The organism is Silvibacterium bohemicum (genome assembly GCF_001006305.1).
GTDB classification, from domain to species: Bacteria; Acidobacteriota; Terriglobia; order Terriglobales; family Acidobacteriaceae; genus Silvibacterium; species Silvibacterium bohemicum.
This window is the reverse complement of sequence record NZ_LBHJ01000001.1, coordinates 820,576-838,625: the sequence shown is the minus strand read 5'-3', so window position 1 is coordinate 838,625 and position 18,050 is coordinate 820,576. Positions and strand designations below refer to the sequence as shown.

The following is an 18,050-nucleotide window of genomic DNA, read 5'->3' as shown; positions in this document are numbered from 1 at the left end:
GTCTGGCCGACCGATCGGTCTATCGGCCAAAGATCCTATGAACGAATGAGCCTACGTACCCGGCAACATCCTGAGGATGTTTGCGAGGCGGCTTCACCGTTGCAGTATTGTCCCTGGATGGTGCGGCCGCCGTCTCAGCCGGAGAAAGCTGTGGCGCTGCTCTTGGCACGGGACCGGCGGCCGCGACCAGCGTCTCTCGCGCAGCGGGAGCATAGTTTGGGGGCGCCGGCGGTCCGGAATCGGCCGTGGAATCTGGGCCATTGATTTTGGCCATCTCGCTCTTGGTCGCGAATTCGGCATTGCAGCCGCATCCTTCAGCGGAGGTTTCCATCTTTCCATCGACGAACCGCTCGCTCTGGCCGCCCGCCACGCGAAACGATTCGTCGCCGATGAGCTGGCTCACGCGAAAGTAGGAGCCCTGCTGCGAGCTCCCTTGCAGACAAAGATCCCCATGCCGGTTGGTGACTACCTGCACCAGCCCCATATCTCCCTGGCGACTGTCGCTGGTGAGCTCGACGCGCCAGTCCGGAGTAATGACCTGGTCGCCCATCTTGAGCGGGAATGGCTGCTGCGCGCCGCCCGCCTGAAAGGCCAGCATCATACCGGCGCTCTGACTGGCGGCGAGGATCTGCAGCTGGGAGCGCGGACACAGCAGCATCGATCCGCCGCGCTCGAAATTCACTTCCATGCCCTGGGCCATCGATTCCAACTTCGTCCCGTTGTAGAGCAGGAACCGGTTTCCCATGAGCCGCATGGTTCCGGTCACCATGCCATTTTGCGCAGTCAGATCTGCAACCGGAAGGCTTGCTCCTTCGAATGCGCCGGAGGCGCCTCGCACAGTGGACAAGACGCAAAGCGAAAGCAGTCCGGCCGTAGCGCCGATACGCCATCCGAGCCCGGTAAGTCCACTTCCTCGACTTAATATGCTTTGCTTCATGGAACCGCCTCGTTCTTGCCTATTTTTATTAACTCTTCTCAACCGGAGAATCGCCGAACCAGCGCGTGATCTCGCGAGCCGCCCCATGAATCGCTGCCCAATCCGCATCGACCGCAGCAAGCTTCTCGTTCAGAAAGTCTTTTGACGGAGAGGTAGCCACGTCGGTCCCGCGAGCACCTGGGTGCATCTCCAAACGCGCGAGGGCTTCGCGACGCTGCGCATCGAACCACTGATCGATCTCCAGCCCTGCCGATTCGATCCGCTGCCACGCCTCGTTCAGTGTATTCAGACGGCCGCGAAAGTCTTCCTTAGTGGAGACCGGAGGCGCGGAGGAAGCAATCGATTCGACAGCCAGCACTGCAGGCGATGGAACTGCGGCCAGACTTGTCTGCACCGGGGCGGCAATCGGTTCGGGCTTCGGCGAAACGGTCAGCATGGTCGACTCCAGCAATCTGTCGATGTTGGCAATCGCTGTGGTGTCGGGGGAGGGCATTTGAAAAGTGGACAAGGTTAGTCCTTCCTGCGGGGGTTCTTCCAAGCCAGCATAAGCCGGCTTCGGAGCATCGATTTCATTCAGGCGCAGCGTGGTGTAGCCAGCTCGGGGGCGCGGCGACAAGCTCTCATCTTGATGGCTCAACTCGCGGCGCTGCTGCATGCGACTCCACGCGAAGATGGGCAGCGCGAGGACAAATCCAACCGCCAGCGCATCAGAGACGGGCACTGTCTTCGGAAAACGGCGCGCCACGATACCGTTGGTTCCGAGCCCATACATCACGGCGGTCGAAACTACCGACAAACTCATCCATCCCATCCAATACACCTCGCGACGTCCGACTCCCAGCTCAAGGCGCCGCCGTTCCAACAGGCCCCAGGCCAAAACCACGATCCACACAACGAGAAAGACATACAGAAACAGCCAGGTATTATGCAGCTGCTCGCGCAAAACTCCCGCAGAAACCTTGGCTGAAACCAGCAATGGTGCAAGATGAAATCCCTGAGCCGTATCCAGGGTCGATCGCGCAGCAGACCACACGTCGGCGCCGGACCCTGCGCTCGAGGCGGCTAAGAGACCGATCGCGAGAGCGCCGAGAACGGCGTAGCAAACAGATCGCGAGAGAACTAGGCTTCCTGTAGTTTGCACGGCTCTCCAACCTACCGATCGATGGTGCGAACGGGCCCTGCGTCGCTCCTCGCCAGTTCAATTCCTTGATACCGAGAGGAAACAATCGCAATTTTCCTGGCGAACGATATAGTCCTATCGTCGTTTTCAGGATTTTTTTTACTTAAAGCTAAGGGGGAGACTTCGGTAATCATTGCACGAACTATTCTGGTTACCAAGGGTTTTCTTCCCTCTTTTTGCCGGATTCTCCGCAAAAGCACGCCTACATGTAGTTGGATTTGCTGGAATCGGGCTTCCGCAAAAGAAAAGCGCCGGAGATCAAGAAGATCTCCGGCGCCGATTTCAAACTATGCAGACTAAAAATCGTAGCGCAGTGCGAATTGCATACGGCGCGGGGTGGTAAGCAGCGCACTAGCTACCCCGAGACTTCCACCGGTCAGCCCGTTTGTGATGCTTGCGGGATCAAACCGAACGGTGTTGGTCACGTTGTATACCTCCCATGCGAATTTGAGTGTGCCGTATTCCGCAAGCTTCCAGGACTTCGACAAGCCTGAGTCGAGATCGAAGTATCCATCGCCGCGGAAGTTGTTTCGTTCCCCTGCTTCGCCCGGATACGGCAGGCGAACCGGACTTCCAGTAGCCAGACCATTATTGATGGAATCCGGATCGGCGAAGAATTGTGGGTTTCCATTCTGGTCAAAGTGCCGGTGCAACGGCACCTTGGTGGTGACCACTCCATAGCTCTCCTGCTGCCAGTTCGTGGTAAAGCCGGGTTCAGAGAGAGAGAAAGGCAAGCCGCTGGTCGAGCGCGTGATCCCAGACCACTCCCATCCTCCAATGAACCCATTGACGATGCCGTTGGCTCCTGCGGCGAAATGCTGCCCTCGTCCCACCGGTAGTTGATAGACCCAGTCGACAGTCAGCAGATGCGTAGTGTCGAAGTCGGAGACAGCTCGGTTTAGATAGGGTTTCCAGGTATTCAAGATAGAACTGGAAACTTTAGACAGGTTAGTGGCGAGTGCAGAACCGGTGCCCGTGAATTCGGTATTACGTTCGGCATCGGAACCCATATCAATCGAACGTGAGTAGGTGTAGCTGATGTCCGTCTGCAGACCGTGGCTGCTGGGATGACGCAAGGTGATCTGCCCCGCGTTGTAGTAGCTCATGCCGATAGTCGATAGCGCATAGAGCGAGGAAAACTGCTGCTGCCAGAACTTCGATTGATATCCCGCCGGGCAGCTATAGTCGCAATAGAAGTCGATATTGGCTAACCCAGTTGTAGCGCCCAAATTAGCACGGTCAGGCGCCCACTCTGCGGTATAGATATTCTGGGTTGCGGAGTGACCAGCGCCGCTGTAGATCTGATTTCCGTTATTGTCGTAGACTGCTACATTTGCGTTGTTGGCCATAAACGGAAACACGTTTTCAAAGTATGGAATTGCCGGAACCGTGGCCAGATTGTTTCCCCCGTTCACATCCACCAAATGGGAGAGCGCACTGCCTGCAGAAAAGTAATCGCCTCCGCCGGAAGGGTCGACGAAGTCGGTCGGCTCAGCCAGATCCAGGCTCTGGAGCAGATGCCGTCCCAAACGGCCTACGTAGGCGGTTTCCAGGGTAAAGCCAGCCGGCAACTCCCGCTGCACGGAAAAATCAATTGCTTCCGAGTACGGCGTCTTCAGCTTGCTATCCAGGCCCCAGGTAATTTGAAAACCATTGTCTGCGCCGGCAGGAGGCGCATAAGGGTAAGTAATTGATGGGGCGCCTACGCCGTTGCTAAACGGAATAGTGTTGCGTCCCGTATAACGCGGAGCGTTTTCATAGTTGAAGACACCGGCAGGGTTGGTCAGCTGGCTGCTGATACCAAAGGACCCTTCCTGGTCAAAAATATTGACCAGGCTCTCGCCGTAGTGATCATAGTAGATTCCCGCACCAGCGCGAATCGAGGTTTTGGTATCGGGCGAATAGACCACGGCAAAACGCGGCGCGATATTGTTCTTCGATTTCGGCCAGAATCCGGGCCGGTTGTAAAACGGGCCAGCCGGAGAGAAGTCGAGATTCGGTTCGTAAACCTGGCCCTTGAGGGCAGCGGCTTCTCGCTGCTGATACCAGGCGTGAGTATCGATGGTCGGGGTGACTTCCTGCCCTCTGGTTTCCCATGGAGTTTGAAGAAGGGAATGACGGATGCCAAAGGTCAACGTCAAATTCGACTTCACCCGCCAGGAGTCCTGCAGGTAGTACTCATACTCATTAGCCTTGAAATGCCTATCAAGAGCAGCTCCGTCCGCAAGCAGCGTTCCGGAGGTGGCGCTGGTGATCTGGTAGTTGTACAGGTTTGTGACTTCTGGAACATTGCCAACCAGATTCGAATAGGCGATCTGGTAGGAGTTCGAAAAACCTTGATCGACTGCGGGCGCCCCGATGCCTGTTGGCTGTGGCGGTGGAGTGGAGCTGAACCAATAGGGATTGGTGCTGGCTCCGTTGAAAGAGTTCAAATTGGAGATCCGGTTTTGATGAACCAGCCGCCAGTTCCCCCCTACTTGTATGTTGTGCTTGCCTTTATTCCAGCTGAAGTTGTCGACAATATTGTTGACCGGCACGCTGGCAATTGTGGTTCGCGTCTCCGCTGTGGGGCTGGCCAGGAAGCGAAAATCGACATAATCGCCAGTTCCCACCCCGACGCTGCCATTTCCCTGGCGAATATATCCGTAGCGAATATCGTTCACCATGTTGGAGTTGATACTCCACGTCTCTCCAGCGGTGATGCCCTTGGTGTTGTCCTCAAAAACGAAGGCAGGGCCCTGGCCGGGAAACTGCTCCGGCTCGCCGGTGGTGTCCTTTTGCAGATTGCCCCGTACAAAGATGTGGTGCTTGGCGTTCGGGGTGTAGTCGATCTTCGCAATCATGGTGTTCAGGCTGACCGGATTAGGCGACGAGAACGAATAGGAGCCGCTGTTATAACCGCCATCTCCCTCGTTCGAACCGTTCGCAGCCGGCATCGATGCAAAGTATCCCAATGCATTAGGATCGGCGCCGGGTCCCCAGGGGCAAACAGCGTTGGCCGTGCAGGCTGCGTCGAGCTGCGATACTTGCCCCTGCGACAGCGTCACCGTCTGGCCTCCAGAGGTGTAATTCAACAAACCCTGCTGGTAGGAGGCAGTCGGCGTAGTCTGCGTGACTTGCGCATCTTCCGCGATTCTCGATGCTTCGTAATTGACAAAGAAGAAAAGCTTGTCCTTCTTGATGGGACCGCCCAGGTCGGCGCCGAAGATATTACGAATCAACTTGCCGGGAATATTGGATTCGCCGCTGTTGAGCTCCGCCTGCTTGTTAAACCAGTTGTTCGCAACGGTAATCGTGGGCCGATTGTATTCATAAGCGGCGCCATGAAATTTGTTGGTGCCCGCCTTGGTAATCAGGCTGACCTGTGCGCCCGAGGAGCGCCCCGCGTCAGCATTGGCATTGCCGGTGGTTACGCGAAACTCCTCGATGGAGTCCTGGGTCTCGCGCAACACCCCGGTGAAGGCGTAGCCATTGATCTGATCGTTGTCATCCACGCCGTCGAGGGTGATGTTGCCCTGGTCGGAGCGGCCGCCATTCACCGACCCATTGCGGCTGTCCTGCACCTGGGGATTCGCGGGGGGCCCCAGATACAAGACCCCCGGCTGAAGGGAAAGCAGATCGGGGACATTCCGGGTTTCGCTGGGAAGCGCTTGAATCATCGTATTTCCCATCGACCCGCCCAAGGAAGCATCGGTCGTATTCAGGGTCTGCGCCTCAGCCGAAACATTGATGACCTGCTGCGACGCCTGGACGGTCAGGATGAAATCGACGGTCGCCGGCTGATCAACCAGCAATTCTGCGATTTTCGATTGGTTGCCGAAGCCGTTGGCGGTAACTGTAATCGTGTACTGGGCGGGGGGGAGCGGTGCCAGCCGATACTCCCCAGCGCCGTTCGACATCACAGAAATCGCATAGCCGGTCGCGCTGTTGCTCAGGCTGACCGTTGCACCCGGCACCACAGCCCCGCTGGGGTCTTTGACGATGCCCCGCAGAGAGGTTGTCGCATTCTGGGAAAAACTATTTGAGATAAAGAAGAAAAACAGGAAGGCGAGGGCGAAACAACGTCTGGTCACAAAACTCCTCCAACAAAATCAGCGCAAATGGAAAGTGCGACTGCCGCAGCAGTATTGTTTCTTCTTGTGTGTTCTGGAAGTGGACTGCGCCACCGCGTATCCGGGGCGAGTGCCTTATTTTGTAGCAGGAGAGTTTACAAAAGCAATAAAAAACTACCAGAACCGGGAATAGAGAAAGGTTTTCGGGGTACGATCACGTTCCCTTCACCGCCCCGAGCTCTCGCAAAGCCTGCGTCAGTAATTTCTTTTATTTCGAGGATAAGAAAAGCCGATAGCAGGCTCGGGACTTATTGCGGATCGGCATAGACGGCAACGCCCTCGCCGGGCAGCGAGGGCGTCGCATAACTCATACATGAGCAAGAGTTAAGTCGGTCAGCGGATACTTCCCCGGGAGCTCCGTATTGCTCTACTGGTTTACTCCGCTGGCCAGGAAACCACCATCGACCACCAGCACCTGTCCCGTGACAAACGATGCAGCATCGGAGGCCAGGTAGACGGCTGCGCCCACCACCTCCTCGGTGCGCCCGAAGCGGTCCATTGGAGTGCGCATGCGCAGCTCCTTGCCGCGCGGCGTGTTGTCCAGCAGATCGGCGTTCAGCGCGGTCCGAAAAACTCCCGGAGCGATGGCATTCACCAGCACGCCCTGGATGGACCACTCCACTGCGAGCGAGCGCGTGAGTGAGGCTACAGCAGCTTTGCTCGCGGCGTAAGCCGCGACCTGGTTCAGCGCGACAAAGGTGTTAAGAGAGGCAATGTTGACGATGCGGCCATATCCGCGGTCGAGCATGTGCTTGCCGAAGATCTGGCAGGCGCGCAGCGTGCCGGTCAAGTTGGTGTCGAGAATCGAGGCCCACTCGGATTCATCGAAAGTGAGCGTCGGAGCGCGTTTGATCCTGCCAGCACAATTCACCAGGATGTCCACCTTGCCCAGTTGATTGACAGTCTGGTCGAGCAGGTTCTGGAGCGACGCACGATCGGCAACATCGGACGACACGCGCAGAGTGCGCCGGCCCTTCGCTTCAACTTCGGCGGCGGTGCTCTCCACCTGCTCCATACGCCGAGCCGATGCAACCACATCCGCGCCGGCATCGGCCAAACCCAGACTGATGGCGCGTCCGATTCCCGACGTGCCTCCCACGACTACGGCAACTTTTCCTTCCAGACTCAGCGCAGCGAAACTCATGATCATCCTTCGTAGTGACTATTCGAATCTTCCCCGATAGGCCCAAAGACCCAGTCCGGGATTGCTGATAAAAAAGATCTCTTCCCCATCGACGTTGTTGTAGCCGTGATGCAGCTTTTCGGGGTTGTATCGCTGCATCATCGGACCCAACTCACCGTAGCGAAAGCCGACACCTTCCACTTCCTCACGTGTCAACTTCCCAGGGCACCAGGTAATTTTGAAGCGGCCTTCCGACGATCCGTGAATGAGGTGGGCTGCGGCGCTCAGGTCGGCCGCAAGATCGGCATTGTTTTTCACTGCATCGAGCGTGGCCGGCGTTCCACGATAGCCGTATTTGCGGATCAGCCGGTCGATGGTCGGATCTTCACCGAACTCCTCTACCGCCGGTGCGAGGACGATCAGCTCGGCGTCGTCGGCGAGCGCCATCCGCGTCCGATAGATCGCCTTGTTACCCAGCCAGGTGCTGTGAAACTCGTGCGGGTCGAGATAGACGACAGCCTTGCGGATCGGCTGGTCCAGCATCTCGAAGTTGACCTTGAGGCTGAGTTCCGCGGCCAAATGGAAGCACTCCGCATCGTCGCCCACATAGATCCCACGCAGCGCCAGGCTTCCATCCGGAGCACGGCCGACGACCGTCTGCACATACGCGATAGGAATATCGCCGAGGAAGCGATCGGCAGCATAGTTGAGCACCGCGCGGACTGGATTCTCGGCGCGTCCCATGATGCGCTCCATGCCATATACCGCGCCGAGGTAGTGACTGCGATTGATGCCGTCGACACCGCCCGCACCCACCAGGATGTTCTTGTTGTAATTGGCCATGCCGATGACTTCGTGCGGCACCACCTGGCCAATCGAGAGCACGAGATCGTATCCGCCGCGCGAGATCATGCGATTCACTTGAGCTGGATACGCGTAGTTCAGCTTGCCTTCCGATACTTCATGGATAAATTCCGCGGGCACCTCACCCAGCGTCTCCACATCGGAGCGCCAATTGTGAACATGAAACAGATGGTGCGGGATCGCTCCGTACATCCGCGTCAGCTGTTCTGGAGACATAGCGGCATGCGTGCCAAGTGCAGGCAGAATCGCGGCCAGATGCTCACCGTAGTATTCCCATGCGAAGCCGGTGAGTTCGCCGGCACGCGAATGGAAACGCGTCTGGTCAGGAGGCACAGCAAGCACGCGCTTGCGCGCACCAAGCTTGCCCAGCGCTTCAAAGAGAAGCGCCTTCAGCTCCTCCGGCGTAAACTCCGCGTCGGGAGATCCCTGCGCGAGATAAAGGCTCATACCGCAAACTCCGCTTTCTTCAACTTCGGCGCCAACACATTCATCAAGAGTAAGGCGATGAGATAGACGCTCGACGCCATCACGAAGAGCGATCCATAGCTATGGGTGCGCTCAAGAATATGCCCGGTGAAAAAGGCCAGCAGCGCTCCTCCTACCGAACCGGCCATTCCTCCGATGCCGACCACAGCTCCCACTGCACTGCGCGGAAACATATCCGACGCAGTAGTGAAGAGATTCGCCGACCACCCCTGGTGCGCACCGGCGGCGATACCCAGCACCGCAACCGCCATCCATTCGGAGTTCAGCGTGCCGATGGTGAAGACCGGAATCACGAGGCACGCGCAGAACAGCATCGCCGCAAGACGCGCGCCCTCGGGCGAAAGCCCCAGCTTGCGAAAGGGCGAAGGTAGCCAGCCGCCGCCAATGCTGCCCACGGCCGACATGTTATAGACGATGATCAGCGGCAGCCCGAGATGCGAGAGATCGAGGTGAAATCGTGAGCTGAAGAAGGACGGTAGCCAGAAGAGATAGAACCACCACACCGGATCGGTGAGAAACTTGCCAAGTGCAAACGCCCAGGTCTGGCGATATCCCAGCAGCTTCACCCACGGCACACTCGGACCCATCTGCGTGGCCGCTTCCTTGTAGATGTGTCGAAGCTCAGTGCCGGTCAACGTGGGATGATCGGTTGGCTTGCGGTAGTTTTTGAACCACCAGGCGATCCAGATGAGGCTGAAGATACCCGTGGTCAGGAATGACGCTCGCCAGCCAAAGCGAATCGTCACCCACGGCACGATCAGAGGAGCAAGGACCGCGCCCACGTTGGCGCCGGAATTGAAGATGCCGGTGGCTAAAGACCGCTCGCTCTGCGGAAACCACTCCGCGACCGTCTTGATTGCGGCGGGAAAATTGCCGGACTCGCCGATGCCGAGAAAGAAGCGCGCGATCCCGAACTCGAAGGCGGTGCTGGCCAGCGCGTGGCCCATCGCGGAGAGGCTCCAGATGCCCATCACCACGATGTAGCCGACGCGCGTGCCGATCTTATCCACCAGCCGTCCCGCGACCAGCAGGCCCAGCGCATAGGCCAGCTGGAACGCGTCTACGATGTAGCCGTACTTGATCTCGGTCAAGCCGATGGTGTGCGACAAGGTCGGCTTGAGCAGCGCGATCACCTGGCGATCCATGTAGTTGATCGACGTGGCAAAAAACAGCATGGCGCAGATGGTCCAGCGGACGCGTCCCATGCGCCCGCCGCCCAGTCCGCTGGGCTCTTCGATCTCCGCCGTATTCTCGATAGAGCTCATCGAAGTCCCCGCATCTTCATGTCCTGCAAGAAATCAGAGCCGATAGGCATCGCGCACCAGATTGTACGTAAGATCGCGCGCGACTGCGAAGGCCTCGTCTTCGCCGAGGCGATGCTCGACAACCAGCTTGGCAAGAAATCCACAATCCATGCGACGCGCCACATCGTGACGCGCGGGAATCGACAGGAAGGCGCGTGTGTCGTCGTTGAAGCCGACCGTGTTGTAGAAGCCCGCCGTCTCCGTCGCCATCTCGCGGAATCGCTGCATCCCCTCCGGGCTGTCGTGGAACCACCAGGGAGGCCCCAGTCGCAGGCAGGGATAATGGCCGGCCAGCGGCGCGAGTTCCCTGCTGTAGGCCGACTCGTCGAGAGTGAAGAGAATCACTCGAAAGCCGGCTTCGTTCCCGTAAAGATCGAGAAGCGGCTTGAGCGCCTCCACATACTCGGTCGAGGTGGGAATATCCGCGCCCACATCTCTTCCATAACGCTCGTAGATTTTGCGATTGTGATTGCGCGAGCTTCCGGGATGAATCTGCATGACCAGACCGTCGTTGACGCTCATGCGCGCCATCTCGGTGAGCATCTGCGCGCGGAAGAGCTCCTTCTGATGCGCATCGGCATCACCGCGCAGAACGGCGGCGAACAACTCTGCCGCCGCCTGAGGCGAGAGAGCCGCGGTACGCGCCGTGGGATGGCCGTGATCGGTTGCGGTGCAGCCAAGCTCTTTAAAGCGGGCACGCGATCTCTCCAGCGCGCGGAGATAGCCCTTCCACGTCGCGGAGTCCTCTCCGGTCAGCTCTCCAAGCTTCGCAATGTTCTCGCGAAAACCGGCGAAATCGGGATCGACGACAGGATCGGGACGGAATGTGGGCAGAATGCGAGCCTTCCAGCCGGAGTCGCGAATCGCCCGGTGATCGCTCAGTGAATCGAGCGGCGAATCGGTGGTGGCCAGCACTTCCAGGCCAAAGCGTTCGTAGAGAGCGCGCGGGAGAAACTCGGGCGCCTCCAGCTTCTCGGCGATGGTGTCGTAGTAAAAATCGGCATTATCGGAGGAAAGCCGCTCGCTCAACCCGAAAAGCTCGTGAAAGGCGTAGTCCAGCCACATGCGGGTGGGCGTTCCGCGGAAGAGATAGTAGTGGTCCGCAAATATCTGCCAGACTCTACGCGGATCCTTCATCTCGGCAACCCCGATTTCGAGATCAGCGAGCGAAACGCCCTGGCTGTAGAGCATGCGGAAGACGTAGTGGTCCGGCTGCACGAACAGTTGCGCGGGATTGGGGAAGGGCTGGTTACGCGCAAACCATGAGGCCTGGGTATGGCCGTGCGGACTCACGATTGGCAGCCCAGCGATGCTGTCGTATAGCTGCCGGGCGATGGCCCGCGTCCCCGGATCGGCGGGAAAAAGGCGGTCTGGATGAATCAGAGTCACGGTCCTGCTCACCTTCTGTCAATTTGTTTGACGGCCCAACAAAATAGCCTACACTCATCGGGGCGTTAAGTGGTCCGACCACTAGAATACATCCACGTGAACGCGCCCGACGGATCGTCGGCGGCGATTTTTGGAAGATCCTTACGCCACCTCGCACATGGAGCGACCAACCTCGCCGCAACCGTAAGCCGCTATTGCTGCTGCTGAGCCTGTTGTAATTGCAACAACGGTTCAGCGGGCGGAGGAGGAGGCGCCTGAGCCTTCTCCACCAGCATCGACCAGTCTTCGGGGATGGGTAGATCCTGATCCAGCGCCGGAGGCTCTTCCGACGCCGAGACCTGCACCGCCACGTAAAGATCGCTGGCAGTGCGTCCGAGAAAGATACCTTTGGTCGGCGGGACGTCCGCATAATCGCGACCCAGAGCAGTGCGGATATGCCTGTCGCCGGCGACCAAAGCATTCGTCGGATCGAAGCCTACCCATCCGAGATGGGGCAGAAGCGCTTCGACCCAGGCATGGGTGGCGTCCGAGGTCGAACGGTCACGATCGCCCTTGCGATGGTAAAGGTATCCGCTCACGTAGCGGCAAGGAATGCCGAGCTGGCGAACCAGCGTGATCATGATGTGGGCGAAGTCCTGACAGACCCCTTGCCGCGATTCCAGCGCCTCGTCGATCGGCGAATCGACGCGCGTGGTGCGCGGCGAATAGCTGAAGTAGTCGTAAAGACTGTTGTTGATCTCCCGCAGCAGCATCATCGGATCGTCACGCCGCCGGACGCCAAGACCAGCTGCAAGCTTTTCGAGAGCAGGCGTGGGCGTGGCGAATTCGCTGGGCAGAAGCATCTCCCAGTAATCGCCTTCGGCCACCATCGAGTCGAGCTCGCCCCATGCGTCGGGCGCAAGGAAGGAAGGAATATCCGCCAGTGGCTGATATTCGACCAGCGACTCGGCAATGACGACAAGCTGTCCATGCTGGCCGGGAATGTCAAAGTGATGCACGTTGTTGCTGAGGTGATCGCGATAGGAAAATACGCGGCAGCGCGGGCTGACGGAAAGCGAGAAGGTAAGGCAGCGCTGATTGCTGTCGCTGCGCGGATGCATGCGCACCTCCATCACGCTTTCGCTGACGGCCTTGCTGTAGACAAATTTGGTCAGGTGCCGGATGGAATAGAAGAGCACGTTGCGGCCTCCATTTTACATTGCGAGCGCGGTTTGCACCGAGTATTGGATATAGACCTCATAAATGAGGTCATGAATCAGGCGGCATTGGTCGAGAATGCGGCGCATGTAGCGGCCGGGGTCCTGAGCAAGGATCTCCGCGATCTGGGCATAGGCGAGCGAAGCCTTGAGCTTGCCGGAGACGCGCATCAGCTCCGCTGCATGCAGTCCCCGCCCTTCGCTCTGGATGGCGTCGAGCGACTGATGCAGGCGGTCGATGGAGTAGCGAATGGAATGCGGAAACTCCGGATCGAGCAAAAGGAATTCGATAATGCGCTCGTAGGTGAGGTCCGCCGTGTAGACCTTGCAATAGGCCTCGAACGCGGTGCAGGTGCGGAGCAGCCCGATCCACTCCAGATATTCGTAGGCATCGACCGACTCATCGGCCTGCGAGAAGACATCGCGATGATAGATGTCGAGCAGCTTGGCGGTTGCCGACGCCCGCTCCAGAAAGCGGCCTACCTGCAGAAACTGCCACCCCTCGCCATGGCTCAGCGTGGTGTCGGTGACTCCCTGAAAGAGATGCACGCCGTCGATCAGCGCAGGAAGAAATTCCGAAAGCTGCGTGTCGGAAGGCGAAGGCGGCTTCAGACGCGAGATGTCGTGAAAGAGCCGATTGAGACGCTGCCATTGCTCGCTGCTTATCTCTTCGCGAATCTGCCGCGCGTTCTCGCGAGCCCCGTAGATGCAAGCCGTCACCGACGCAGGCTGCGAGCCGTCGAAACATAGCGTATAGACCAGCGAATAGACATCGTCATTCCATTCCAGATCGTGGGGCGTGCCCAGCGCTGCAAGCACACGCTGCCAGCGCCGCTCCACGCTCACCTGCGATTTATCCAGCATCAGGCCGAGGTTGATATCCACCATGCGCACCGTATGCTCGGCGCGCTCAAGGTAGCGGCTGGTCCAGTAAAGGCTGTCTGCAACTCGTGAAAGCAATCGTATCTCCCGCTGCGACAAATCACTTGCAATGCGCCAACAATTCCGTTGCCCGACGTCTGACTTCTCAGACGTCGGCTTTCTGCGTCCCTTAGCTCAGAACCCAGGTGTCCTTGCTTCCCCCGCCCTGCGACGAATTCACCACCAGCGATCCTTTCCGCAAGGCCACGCGGGTCAGGCCGCCGGGTACGATGGTGACCTTGTCTCCGTAGAGAATGTAGGGCCGCAGGTCGACATGCCGAGGCTCGATGCTGCCGTCTTCCTGCAGGCACGGTGAGCGCGAGAAATCCAGCGTGGGTTGCGCGATGTAGTTGCGAGGATGCGCCTCGATGCGCCGGCGAAACTCTTCGCGATCCGCGGCGCAGCTGTGCGGGCCGATCAGCATGCCGTATCCGCCCGATTCGCCAACCGCCTTGACCACCAGCTTGTCCAGATTTTCAAGCGCATGCTGCCGCTGCGATTTCTCGGTCATCAGGTAGGTTTCAACGTTATTGAGGATCGGATCTTCGTTGAGGTAATAGCGAATGATCGCCGGCACGTAGGCATAGAGAGCCTTGTCGTCGGCGACGCCGGTGCCGAAGGCATTCGCGAGCGTCACGTTGCCGGCGCGATATGCATTGAAAAGTCCTGCAGCTCCAAGAATCGAGTTGCTGCGATAGGCCAGCGGATCGATGAAGTCATCGTCGACGCGGCGATAAATGACATCCACGCGCTTGAGCCCGGCGGTGGTGCGCATGTAGACGATGTTGTCGTGAATCACCAGGTCGCGGCCTTCGACCAGTTCGATGCCCATCTGGCGAGCGAGAAAGGTGTGCTCGAAATACGCAGAGTTGTAAACGCCCGGCGTCAGCAGCACGATGGTCGGCTCGGGACGGCCCTCCGGCGCAATCGAACGCAGCGTGCTGAGCAGCACCTGGGTGTAGTGCTCGATGGGACGCACGCCGTAGCTGCGGAAGAGATGAGGCAAAGTCCGCTTCATGACGCGGCGATTGGTGAGCATGTACGACACGCCGCTTGGCACGCGCAGGTTATCTTCGAGCACAACGAATTCGCCGCTGTTGAGGCGCAGCAGATCGGTGCCGGCGACGGCTACATATACATTGCGCGGCACCTGCAGCCCGCGCATCTGCCGGCGAAAATGCTGGCAGCTGTAGACGATCTCGCGTGGAATGACTCCCTGCGCCAGAATTTTGCCATCGTGATAAACGTCGTGCAGAAACAGGTTGAGAGCGGTGATGCGCTGGGTCAGTCCGCGCTCGATGCGATCCCAATCCTCGCTGGTTACCAGCCTGGGAACCAGATCGTAGGGAAAGATGCGCTCGGTGCCCTCCTCCCGTCCGTAGACGGTGAAGGTAATGCCCTGCATCAGAAAGGAGACGTCCGCGGACTGCTTGCGGCGCTTCAACTCCTCGCGCGGCAACGAAGAAAGCACGCGCAGCAAATCCTCGTAATGCGGACGAATCGCGCCATCGGAGGCGAACATCTCGTCGAAGGCACCGTCGAGCAGATATTCGCGAAGCAACGGGTTGTCGAATTCATCGCGTAACAGCGTTGTGCTCATCGGCTCTCATTCAGGGAAGCTCGGCTCACCCTCTGCGTTTGTTCCTTCAGATGCAAAGCGGCCGCTGTGCAATGACAGAAATGAAAAAGATCTCAGTAGTAATGGGGTCTTGCAGCGATTGCGCCGGTCCGCCTGATCAGATGAAAAAACGTACCCTTTTGTAGCATGAGTGGAACCGGGCGTCCAGACATGCGCAGTCACACCGCGGTGCGGTGGTTCGACGCCGCCACATCGAACAACGATCCGTCTCCATGCGCCCGGTATCGGCTTGAGGCCTGAGCGCACGAAGACGGAGCCTAGTTATTCTCCCGACATCGGCTTCGCAGACATTGCTGCTGCAGGAGCATGGTCGTGCCATTGCGGAACCGGCTTGCCACTCTCGATCCATGCCGAGTCGATCAGGTCGCGGAGTTCGCTCGCTCCCGCAGCCAGACGCTCGGCCGTGAACTGCTTCGCCTCCGGAGTGCCCGCTCCGATGAATCCCTGCTGTTTGTCCAGCTGATAAACCTTCTCGACGAGCGAGTTGGAGTGGCGCAGATACGCCATGTAAGCGTCCCACTCATCGGTGACCGGACGCACGGGCGAGATCAGCGGCTTCACATCTTCGGGCTTGAGGTTGGCGCTCACGAACGCGCTCTCGAACTGCGAGTGGATGGTGTGGTCGGTGGTGTAGCCGTTGGGATTGTCCTTCTCCACCCAACCGTTGTAGTCGCGACTGGTGTGCAGCGGCATGGAACCGTCTCCGACATAATGGCCGAGCCATCCCGCGTAAAAGAGGATCGCGGCCTCCACCGGCTTGGTGTCCTCATGTTTGGAATTGAGCTCGCGATAGGCGCGCATCGCGGCCTTCAGCCTCTCCCATACTTCGTTGGTGATGTAAGGCTGGAAGCCCACATGCTCCGGCTCCAGCTGCCGGGCAAAATCGGGATGCGTAATCTCCGCTGCGGTGAGCGCGGCGATGAAGTCGTAGCGGCGGCGCGGCAGCGTGCCGATCATGTCTGCATATTCAAGGTCGATGAAATGGTCGGGAGCCTGTTCTGTGCTCAACTCCGCCTCAGCTGGAGAGCGCCAGCGGTCGGGCTCGGGTCCGAGATATTCGATTTCGCTGGCCGCCTCGGGAGAACGCAGGAAGGCGGGAACATCGGAGGGAAGACTTTCGGCCGCAAGCCGGTTGATCATTCGGTGTCCCACATCTCCCCAGCCAAAGGATTGAGGGACGGCAAGAAGAGGCAGCAGAGCAAGCGCGGCAAAGCGGCGCAGATGAGCGGGTGCATTCCATTTCATGCGGCGAGTATAACTGTCCGGGAGCGGCAAAAATCCGGCCGCTCTCACTTCGCTATCGTGTCCGGTTGATGGGATTGAATGCATCGACGATCGGGGCGCTCAATCTGCACAGCGGCCGCTCGAAAATTCATCTTTCAGCCATGAATGACGCGGGCTTTCTTTGATATTCTTGAAGAGCTATGCCTACGAAACAGGAACTTCTCAAGCAGCCAATCCAGCACATCGACATCAAGCAGCACAATGTCGTAGCCCTGGTCGACGCCATGCAGCACATGGCTTTCAGCTCGCGCGACCTGCACCGCGCCGCGTCGATCTATGAGCGCATGTTGTTGGACACGGACTGCGGCGTCATTCTCTGCCTCGCCGGATCGATGGTCTCCGCGGGACTCAAGCAGATCTTTATCGACCTTATCCGCAATCACATGGTCGACGCGATCGTTTCGACCGGCGCCAACATCGTCGACCAGGATTTCTTCGAGGCCCTCGGCTTCAAGCACTGGATCGCCGACGACCTGCTGCGCCAGGGCACCGAAGACGCGATGCTGCGCGAGAATATGATCGATCGCATCTATGACACGCTGATCGATGAAGAACAGCTCCGCTTCTGCGACGACACCACCGAGAAGGTAGCCAACTCCCTCGATCCCCGGCCCTATAGCTCGCGCGAGTTCATCCGCGCCATGGGCGCTTATCTCGAGCAGGAGGGCAAGGTTCCGGAAAAGGGTGGCGTCGACTCCATCATTCATGCCGCTTACCAGAACGATGTGCCGATCTTCTGCCCGGCCTTCAGTGACTGCTCGGCAGGCTTCGGACTGGTTGCGCATCAGCACGCCCGTCAGGACAAGCCCAAGGTTTCGATCGATTCGGCCAAGGACTTCTACGAATTGACCCAGCTAAAGATTGCTAATCCCACCACCGGCCTTCTCATGCTCGGCGGCGGCGTACCCAAGAACTTCGCGCAGGACATCGTGGTCGCCGCGGAGATCCTCGGCAACGACGCTCCGATGCACAAGTACGCGATTCAAATCACGGTCGCCGACGTCCGCGATGGCGCGCTTTCGTCCAGCACACTCAAGGAAGCCAGCTCCTGGGGCAAGGTGGACACTACCTACGAGCAGATGGTCTACAGCGAAGCCACTCTGGCCGTGCCGCTGATCACCGGCTACGCCTACCACAAGGGCGCCTTCAAGGCCCGCCAGGGTAAGCGCTGGTCGCGGCTGTTAGAGCCGGTCACGGCGTAAAAGCCAAAGCGATACCGCAAAAATTACCGAAGAGGCAGACCTACACGGGTCTGCCTCTTCGCTTTTAGCCTGCCGAAATCAGGAGATTTACTTCAGGAATTTGCAATCCGGGATTCATCGATTTTTCGCTGGTCTCCTTCGATAACCATGCAGTAACATCGCTCTTCATCATCAATTTCCTGATCCGAACCCTGATAGTTTTTATATTGGAGTGGGCCATGTGGTTAACCGTTGAGCTTCTGGCTGCGTTGTATCTCATTTCCTTTGTGTGGTTCTGGTCTCTGTGCCTCACCTCGGCACGTAAATCGGACCCTCCCCGACAGCGGGAAGACCGCTCGAATCTCATCCCTTTCGAGCGCGGACTTCAGATGAGCCAGCGAAAAACTGCGAGGACAATGTAGCCGTTCGGACGG

The 18,050-nt window shown here is 58.6% G+C and carries 12 protein-coding genes; 1 reads left to right on the top strand and 11 read right to left on the bottom strand.

What is annotated here, in order from left to right:
• Nucleotides 1-19: 19 nt before the first annotated feature.
• The 11 genes from XX99_RS03575 to XX99_RS03525 form a co-directional block, all read right to left on the bottom strand.
• Nucleotides 20-937 (bottom strand): hypothetical protein, encoded by a 918-nt coding sequence (locus tag XX99_RS03575; RefSeq protein ID WP_050057968.1) that lies wholly within the window; start codon nucleotides 935-937, stop codon nucleotides 20-22.
• A 28-nt stretch (nucleotides 938-965) separates the two neighbouring features.
• Nucleotides 966-2,078 (bottom strand): hypothetical protein, encoded by a 1,113-nt coding sequence (locus tag XX99_RS03570; RefSeq protein ID WP_050057967.1) that lies wholly within the window; start codon nucleotides 2,076-2,078, stop codon nucleotides 966-968.
• 335 nt (nucleotides 2,079-2,413) lie between these two features.
• Nucleotides 2,414-6,190 carry a TonB-dependent receptor gene (locus tag XX99_RS03565; RefSeq protein ID WP_050057966.1) on the bottom strand — a complete coding sequence of 1,259 codons (3,777 nt, stop codon included), beginning with the start codon at nucleotides 6,188-6,190 and terminating at the stop codon, nucleotides 2,414-2,416.
• 406 nt (nucleotides 6,191-6,596) lie between these two features.
• Nucleotides 6,597-7,373 carry a glucose 1-dehydrogenase gene (locus XX99_RS03560; protein ID WP_050058102.1) on the bottom strand — a complete coding sequence of 259 codons (777 nt, stop codon included), beginning with the start codon at nucleotides 7,371-7,373 and terminating at the stop codon, nucleotides 6,597-6,599.
• An 18-nt stretch (nucleotides 7,374-7,391) separates the two neighbouring features.
• Nucleotides 7,392-8,663 (bottom strand): lactate racemase domain-containing protein, encoded by a 1,272-nt coding sequence (locus XX99_RS03555; RefSeq protein ID WP_050057965.1) that lies wholly within the window; start codon nucleotides 8,661-8,663, stop codon nucleotides 7,392-7,394.
• Nucleotides 8,660-9,967, bottom strand: coding sequence for an MFS transporter (locus tag XX99_RS03550; RefSeq protein ID WP_050057964.1), 1,308 nt, complete (start codon nucleotides 9,965-9,967; stop codon nucleotides 8,660-8,662). Before XX99_RS03550 ends, XX99_RS03555 begins: the two co-directional genes overlap by 4 nt.
• 33 nt (nucleotides 9,968-10,000) lie before the next feature.
• A complete protein-coding gene (uxaC, locus tag XX99_RS03545) occupies nucleotides 10,001-11,395 on the bottom strand; it encodes a glucuronate isomerase (RefSeq protein ID WP_375782534.1) in 1,395 nt (464 codons plus the stop codon).
• A gap of 191 nt (nucleotides 11,396-11,586) precedes the next feature.
• Nucleotides 11,587-12,573 carry a transglutaminase family protein gene (locus XX99_RS03540; protein WP_050057963.1) on the bottom strand — a complete coding sequence of 329 codons (987 nt, stop codon included), beginning with the start codon at nucleotides 12,571-12,573 and terminating at the stop codon, nucleotides 11,587-11,589.
• 15 nt (nucleotides 12,574-12,588) lie between these two features.
• Entirely contained in the window at nucleotides 12,589-13,551 is a 963-nt protein-coding gene (locus tag XX99_RS03535) for an alpha-E domain-containing protein (protein ID WP_050057962.1), read from the bottom strand.
• Between the two features lie 91 nt (nucleotides 13,552-13,642).
• Nucleotides 13,643-15,112: a circularly permuted type 2 ATP-grasp protein gene (locus XX99_RS03530; protein ID WP_050057961.1), complete on the bottom strand. Its 1,470-nt coding sequence runs from the start codon at nucleotides 15,110-15,112 to the stop codon at nucleotides 13,643-13,645.
• Between the two features lie 300 nt (nucleotides 15,113-15,412).
• On the bottom strand, nucleotides 15,413-16,396 hold the full coding sequence (locus XX99_RS03525; RefSeq protein WP_050058100.1) for a S1/P1 nuclease: 984 nt from the start codon (nucleotides 16,394-16,396) through the stop codon (nucleotides 15,413-15,415).
• Between the two features lie 179 nt (nucleotides 16,397-16,575).
• On the opposite strand from XX99_RS03525, the gene XX99_RS03520 reads away from it, so the two are divergent.
• The gene (locus XX99_RS03520) at nucleotides 16,576-17,637 is read left to right on the top strand and encodes a 1,9-bis(guanidino)-5-aza-nonane synthase (RefSeq protein ID WP_050057960.1); all 1,062 of its coding nucleotides are present in this window, start codon (nucleotides 16,576-16,578) and stop codon (nucleotides 17,635-17,637) included.
• Nucleotides 17,638-18,050 lie beyond the last annotated feature (413 nt).

Coding starts and splice junctions, on each gene's coding strand:
- XX99_RS03575 (WP_050057968.1), bottom strand. CDS start 937: ATGAAGCAAAGCATATTAAGTCGAGGAAGTGGACTTACCGGGCTCGGA.
- XX99_RS03560 (WP_050058102.1), bottom strand. CDS start 7,373: ATGAGTTTCGCTGCGCTGAGTCTGGAAGGAAAAGTTGCCGTAGTCGTG.
- XX99_RS03555 (WP_050057965.1), bottom strand. CDS start 8,663: ATGAGCCTTTATCTCGCGCAGGGATCTCCCGACGCGGAGTTTACGCCG.
- XX99_RS03550 (WP_050057964.1), bottom strand. CDS start 9,967: ATGAGCTCTATCGAGAATACGGCGGAGATCGAAGAGCCCAGCGGACTG.
- XX99_RS03530 (WP_050057961.1), bottom strand. CDS start 15,112: ATGAGCACAACGCTGTTACGCGATGAATTCGACAACCCGTTGCTTCGC.
- XX99_RS03525 (WP_050058100.1), bottom strand. CDS start 16,396: ATGAAATGGAATGCACCCGCTCATCTGCGCCGCTTTGCCGCGCTTGCT.
- XX99_RS03520 (WP_050057960.1), top strand. CDS start 16,576: ATGCCTACGAAACAGGAACTTCTCAAGCAGCCAATCCAGCACATCGAC.